Below are 5,318 nucleotides of genomic sequence, written 5' to 3'. Positions count from 1 at the left end.
AACTGGGGCTCGCCCGACGATCCCAAATCATTCGCCGCGATGCGCTATACCGAGTCGCGCCTTACCGCTTACGCCCAGACCTTGCTGAGCGAGCTGGGGCAGGGCACGGTCGAATGGACAGACAATTTCGACGGCACTCTGAAAGAGCCGGAATTGCTTCCGGCCCGGTTGCCCAACGTGTTGCTGAACGGCACCACCGGCATCGCCGTGGGCATGGCGACCGACATTCCGCCGCATAACCTCAAGGAGGTGACGGCCGCGTGCATACAGCTGCTCGATGAGCCCGCCAGCACGATCGAGCAGCTTTTTACTCATGTCAAGGGACCCGATTTTCCGACCGACGCCGAAATCATTAGTTCGGCCGATGACATACGGAAGATGTATATGAGCGGCGGTGGCTCCGTTAAAATGCGCGCCAAATACGAGCAGGAAGACGGCAATATCGTCATCACCGCGTTGCCGTATCAGGTGTCGGGGGCCAAGCTGATGGAACAGATCGCGGCGCAAATGCTCGCGAAAAAGCTGCCGATGATCGAGGATCTCAGAGACGAATCGGATCATGAAAACCCCACCCGGCTGGTCGTGATACCGAAGTCCAAACGCATCGATACCGACGCGGTCATGTCGCATTTGTTCGCGACCACCGATCTGGAGAAGAGCTACCGGATCAACCTCAACATGATTGGCCTGAACGGCAAGCCGCAGGTCAAGAACCTCCCGGAAATCCTGCTGGAATGGCTGAGCTTCCGCACCGAGACCGTGCGGCGGCGGCTGCAATTCCGGCTCGACAAGATCATCGCCCGGCTGCACATCCTCGATGGCCTGCTGATTGCCTTCCTGAATATTGACGAGGTCATCGCCATCATTCGCCGCGAGGACGAACCCAAGCCGGTGCTGATGAAGCGCTTCGGCCTCTCCGACATTCAGGCGGAGGCCATCCTGGAACTCAAGCTGCGCCATCTCGCCAAACTGGAAGAGATGAAGATTCGCGGCGAACAGGCCGAGCTAGCGAAGGAGCGGGAGACGCTGGAAGGCATCCTGGCTTCCCCGAAGAAGCTGAGCAATCTCATCAAGCGGGAGTTGAAACAGGACGCCGACCGCTACGGCGACCCGCGCCGCTCGCCCATCGTCGCCCGGCAAGCCGCGCAAGCCTTGGACGTGACGGCGGTCATCGGCAGCGAGCCGGTGACGGTGATTCTGTCCCAAAAGGGCTGGGTGTGGGCGGCCAAAAGCCACGAGTTCGACCCCGCCAAGCTGTCGTACCGTTCGGGCGATGCGTTCCTGGCCGCTGTGCTGGGACGCAGTAATCAGCCCGCGTATTTCCTGGATTCGACGGGCCGCAGCTACGCCGTCGCCGCCCACGAACTGCCCTCGGCCCGTACCCAGGGCGAGCCACTGACGGGGCGGCTCAGTCCGCCGCCGGGTGTGGTGTTCAAAACCGTGCTGGCGGGCACCGATGAGGATTGGTATTTGCTGGCGACCAGCGGCGGCTATGGGTTCGTGACTCAGCTTAAGGAGTTCCACACCAAGAACCGCACCGGCAAAGCGCTATTGACCGTCCCAGAGCATTCCGAAGTCCTGCCGCCGTTGCGGGTGACGGCGCCGGACACGGACAGCTTGGCTTTGGTCACGGCGCAGGGGCGGCTGCTGGTGTTCCCGATCAGCGAGATTCCGGTGCTTAATAAGGGCAAGGGCAATAAGCTGATTCAGATTCTCGCGGAGGATTTGGCGGGGCGGCAGGATGGCATTATCGCCATGACCGCGCTGCCTTCGGGCACCGGGTTGAAGCTGCATTGCGGCAAGCGGTTTATTAATCTTTCGCCGTCCGATTTGGCGAATTACCAGGGGAATCGCGGGCGGCGGGGGAATCATTTGCCGAGGGGGTTTCAGCGGGTGGAGAGGATTGATGTGGTTGGGTAGTTGTTGCCGGGGAAAATGGCTACTTTATTAATCGTTCCCACGCTCTGCGTGGGAATGCCATGTGGGACGCCTGTCCTGAGCGGAGTCGAAGGACTCCGGCGTCCCGTGATTCTTTAATAGGCGGGTGTTGCCATGCAAATCACATTAAATTTGCCCGACGAGTTGGGTCAGTTTCTACTGCGTCAAACCGACCCTAGCCGTTTTGTGGCGGAAATGATTCAGGCCACTTTGCGTGGGAAAGACGAAGTAAATGCAGGCGAGGAAAAATCCATTGAGGAACAGCCAGTTTCAAAATGGGCCTTGCTTGCGGAGAGAATTCGCGCTAACCCGATTAACTTGGGCGAATATACCGAAACCGACCGCAAGATTGGGCAGGAATTTCGGCACACCTTTTACTTCGAGCATGACCTGTAATGAAGTTTTTTCCGACCGGATAATAGCCATCTGGGATACCCCATATTCCGCCTCCGCAATCATCCCAGCCTGAATTTAGCCGAATTAATTAGCAGCCTAACCGATACCAGCCCCGCTTAATTCCATTCCCCAAACCGACACCCACCCCCATAACTGCTAAAATCCGCCCCCATTTTAAACACGAGAGAATGCTTGGATGGACATCATCGCCCGCATCGCCGAGGAACTCGGCGTCAAAGCCCAACAGGTGCAAGCCGCTGTCGGCCTACTGGACGAGGGCGCGACCGTGCCCTTCATCGCCCGCTACCGGAAAGAAGCCACCGATGGGCTGGATGACACCCAGCTTCGCAACCTGGAAACCCGGCTGGCCTATCTCCGCGAACTGGAAGACCGCCGCAAAACCGTGCTGGACAGCATCCGCGAACAGGGCAAGCTGACCCCCGAACTGGAAGCCTCCATCCTCGCCGCCGACACCAAGACCCTGCTGGAAGACCTCTACCTCCCCTACAAACCCAAGCGCCGCACCAAGGCGCAAATCGCCCGCGAAGCGGGGCTGGAACCCTTGGCTCTCGACATCCTCGCCAATCCCATGCTCGACCCCGAAGCCGAAGCCGCCAACTACCTCAGTGAGGAGAAAGGCGTGGCGGGCGTGGCGGACGCGGCGGCAGCGCTGGAAGGGGCGCGGCAGATTCTCATGGAACGCTTCGCCGAAGACGCCACCCTGTTGGGCGACATCCGCGAGAAGGTGTGGAGCGAGGGCATCCTGGTGTCCAAGGTCGCCGAAGGTAAGGAAGAGGCCGGGGCCAAGTTCCGCGACTATTTCGACTACGAGGAAGCCATCAGCAAGATTCCCTCCCACCGCGCCCTGGCCCTGCTGCGCGGGCGTAACGAGGGCGTGCTGGAATTGACCCTCAAGCCCGGCAAGGACGAGGAAGCGGCGCAGGAATCCTGCCAGGGACTCGTCGCCCGTAGCGGCGGCATCGCCGATAAGGGCCGACCCGCCGACCGCTGGTTGCTGGACACGGTGCGCTACGCCTGGAAGATCAAGCTATTCACCCGCATCGACCTGGACCTGAAGCAACGCGCCCGCGAAGCCTCGGAAGACGAGGCCATCCGGGTGTTCGCCCAGAACCTCAAGGATTTGCTGCTGGCCGCCCCGGCGGGTCCACGCGCCACCATGGGCCTTGATCCGGGCCTCCGCACCGGCGTCAAAGTCGCCGTGGTGGACAAGACCGGCAAGCTGCTGGACACGGCCACCATCTACCCGCACGTTCCCCGCAAGGAGTGGGACAAATCCGTCCAAGTGCTGGCCGCGTTGAGCCTCAAGCACGGCGTGGACCTGATCGCCATCGGCAACGGCACGGCCTCCCGCGAGACCGATCAACTGGCCGCCGATGTCAGCAAGCGCTACCCGGAACTCAACCTGACCAAGATCGTGGTGTCGGAGGCGGGCGCGTCGGTGTACTCGGCGTCGGAACTGGCAGCCAAGGAATTCCCCGATTTGGATGTCTCGCTGCGCGGGGCCGTGTCCATCGCCCGCCGCCTGCAAGACCCGCTGGCGGAACTGGTGAAGATCGAACCCAAGGCCATCGGCGTCGGCCAGTATCAGCACGACGTGAACCAGACCCAACTCGCCAAGAGCTTGGACGCCGTTGTGGAAGACTGCGTGAACGCCGTGGGCGTGGACGTGAACACCGCCTCGGCCTCGCTGCTGCGCTACGTGTCCGGCCTGTCGGCGACGATCAGCCAGAACATCGTCGAATTCCGCAACCAGAACGGCCCGTTCCAGCGCCGCGAGGAATTGAAGAAGGTGCCCCGGCTGGGCGAGAAAACCTTCGAACAAGCGGCGGGCTTCCTCCGCATCATGAATGGCAACAATCCGCTGGATGCCTCCGCCGTCCACCCGGAAGCCTATCCTGTGGTGGAACGCATCGTCAGCGGCACCGGCCAGGACATCCGCGCCTTGATCGGCAACAGCGGCTTCCTGCGCGGCGTCAACGCGGCGGATTACACCGACGAGCGGTTCGGCCTGCCCACCGTCACCGATATTCTGAAGGAACTGGAGAAGCCGGGCCGCGACCCGCGCCCCGAGTTCAAGACGGCGACGTTCAAGGAGGGCGTGTCCGAGATCAAGGACTTGCAGCCGGGCATGAGCCTGGAGGGCGTCGTCACCAACGTCACCAACTTCGGCGCCTTCGTGGACATCGGCGTGCATCAGGATGGGCTGGTGCATATCTCCCATCTGGCCGACAAGTTCGTGAAAGACCCCCGCGAAATTGTGAAGGCGGGCGAGGTGGTGAAGGTGAAGGTGCTGGAAGTGGACGTGGCGCGCAAGCGTATCGCCTTGTCGATGAAGAGCGATGCGGCACCGATGGCGAAATCCGCCGGAACTCCGGCACCGCGTCCGGCGGGTGGCGGCGGGGCAGGGAAGGGCGGCGATGCCAGGAACCGGAAGCCCAAGCAGGAAGAGCCGAAACCGGCGGGGGCCATGGCGGATGCGTTGGCGCGGGCATTCGGCAAAGGTAAATAAGGCGCAGACCGATTCGGCTTTCAAAACCGAGTCGGTCTTTTCCATCCAGGGCACTTCACCATGTTCGTCATCCTCGTAGGCAACCGCGTCAACTGGAACCGCCCGCCAGTCATCACGTTGCTGCTCATCGTCATCAATTGCGCGGTGTTCTTCTTTCTGCAAACCGACGACGGAGGCGTAGGGCAGATAAGCGAAGCGCATCCGCCCTCTTGCTGTTCGGTCGGTTCTTGTTCGGGCCGAACACCCCATGTCAAAAATTTCTCTTTTGATGACGACCATCAGCCATAGCCTGTAGAATACTCAACTTTTGAGTTTAGTAAGAACAGATATGCTTTCCTCCTGGCTCGTCCTCATCGTCAGTTTGCCAACCCATAACGCCGCCGGCCGTATGCGTGTCTGGCGGGCGCTCAAGGCATTGGGCTGTGGCGTTTTGCGCGACGGCGCTTACTTGCTG

The 5,318-nt window shown here is 61.0% G+C and carries 4 protein-coding genes; all 4 read left to right on the top strand.

Annotation, left to right across the window (positions count from 1 at the left end; genetic code table 11):
* A partial coding sequence (gene parC / locus ACXWUF_RS17890; RefSeq protein WP_458503333.1) for a DNA topoisomerase IV subunit A occupies nucleotides 1-1,920 on the top strand: 1,920 nt, incomplete at its 5' end.
* A 132-nt stretch (nucleotides 1,921-2,052) separates the two neighbouring features.
* On the top strand, nucleotides 2,053-2,334 hold the full coding sequence (locus tag ACXWUF_RS17885; RefSeq protein WP_458497125.1) for a hypothetical protein: 282 nt from the start codon (nucleotides 2,053-2,055) through the stop codon (nucleotides 2,332-2,334).
* A 196-nt stretch (nucleotides 2,335-2,530) separates the two neighbouring features.
* Nucleotides 2,531-4,864 carry a Tex family protein gene (locus ACXWUF_RS17880; protein ID WP_458497126.1) on the top strand — a complete coding sequence of 778 codons (2,334 nt, stop codon included), beginning with the start codon at nucleotides 2,531-2,533 and terminating at the stop codon, nucleotides 4,862-4,864.
* A 60-nt stretch (nucleotides 4,865-4,924) separates the two neighbouring features.
* The gene (locus ACXWUF_RS17875; protein WP_458497127.1) at nucleotides 4,925-5,152 is read left to right on the top strand and encodes a hypothetical protein; all 228 of its coding nucleotides are present in this window, start codon (nucleotides 4,925-4,927) and stop codon (nucleotides 5,150-5,152) included.
* Nucleotides 5,153-5,318 lie beyond the last annotated feature (166 nt).

The organism is Methylomagnum sp. (genome assembly GCF_054333355.1).
This window is presented reverse-complemented; position numbering and strand designations above follow the sequence as displayed.